This is a genomic window from Photobacterium sp. BZF1 (assembly GCF_014349205.1).
Lineage (GTDB): Bacteria > Pseudomonadota > Gammaproteobacteria > Enterobacterales > Vibrionaceae > Photobacterium.
Genome location: NZ_JACSOF010000316.1, coordinates 1 through 1,201 on the forward strand (window position 1 = coordinate 1; position 1,201 = coordinate 1,201).

At 43.1% G+C, this 1,201-nt stretch carries 1 protein-coding gene; it reads right to left on the reverse strand.

Annotated elements, in window-relative coordinates; all coding sequences use genetic code 11:
- Positions 1-260: 260 nt before the first annotated feature.
- A complete protein-coding gene (locus BIZ37_RS30220; RefSeq protein ID WP_187464682.1) occupies positions 261-917 on the reverse strand; it encodes a tellurite resistance TerB family protein in 657 nt (218 codons plus the stop codon).
- Between the last annotated feature and the right edge of the window lie 284 nt (positions 918-1,201).

The window sequence follows — 1,201 nt, forward strand, 5'->3', positions numbered from 1 at the left end:
TATTTGTATTGGTCACTCAGTTTCATTGATAATTCTTTTGTTGACTATCATTTCACGAGTGCCCACACAGATTGCATGGTCAAATTGTTAAAGAACAATGTTTGCCACAACTGCTCTGATTCAGTGCTTTGCCGTGACAACGGAGGCGCATTATAGAGACTTGGTTGGCTTTGGCAATACTTAAAACGTAATAATTTCACCAAAGTAAACCAAGTGACTATAAATTAATCAATAAACTCAAATTCAGCTGAATTTACCAACTAAACTTCAGCTTGTTCTTCTATTCGCGCTACTAACTCTGCTGGTAATTCCAATGCCTTTGCCAACTCATCGAGATATGCCCGCTCCAAGAAATGATCCACATCTATTGCGAGAAGCGAAACCAGGTACACTTCAGAGGCCAATGCCATATTATCCACCTGTTGGCTCAGTGCGTTCGGATCCAGTGGTGCATCTACCCACTGCAAAATAGCAGTCTCGCTATCAAGTCCTAAGTTCTGCTCGGCAGCCCAATTGGTAATGGCAGCACGTTCCTGCTGATCAATGTGCCCATCAGATTTAGCGGCAAATACCATTGCCTGAATAAGCAAACCCGCCTTATCGTCGAGTTGCTGCTGAAACACAGGCTCAGAAACTGACGCTGTACTCGGCGTCGCCTCATCTTGCTGCCATTTTTTGTATGCCTGATAGGCCAATGTTCCCACCAGTGCGGTACCACCGACGGCTGCAGCCTTTGTCCCGTATTTTTTCGCTAGCTTGCGGGTTTTCTTGTTACCCAACAGCGCACCGACCAAGCCACCGCCTAATGCGCCTTTGAGAAGATCGTTCGACGAACTGGATTGCTTACCGGAATCTGTTTTCCCTTTATCTAGGTATTTACTTGCCTCGCCCAGCAACTTATCCATCATTGATTTCATACTTCCTCCGCTTTCTTATTTTTCTTGCATTTTATTTAGGCTCTGTAAAAGAGTTTAAAAAGGGAGTGGGTTTCAGTGCCTAAGTTATTTCGTTCTTTATGACACTACGTAGGCTAGTTAAACGGGGATGAATAAGAAATGAATGTAAAGGTAAAGGAATGTAAAAAAGCCCTCCTGTTTTAGGATAATGCCGATCGTTTAAGGCACTTGAACGATCCTAATATTGCGTAATAATCCCTACCAGCTTTTGTTGGTAGGGATTTTTTATATGTTGGTTAATGAGT

Bases quoted from the DNA above. Each gene is read 5' to 3' on its own strand.
- BIZ37_RS30220 (WP_187464682.1), bottom strand. From the start codon at position 917: ATGAAATCAATGATGGATAAGTTGCTGGGCGAGGCAAGTAAATACCTA.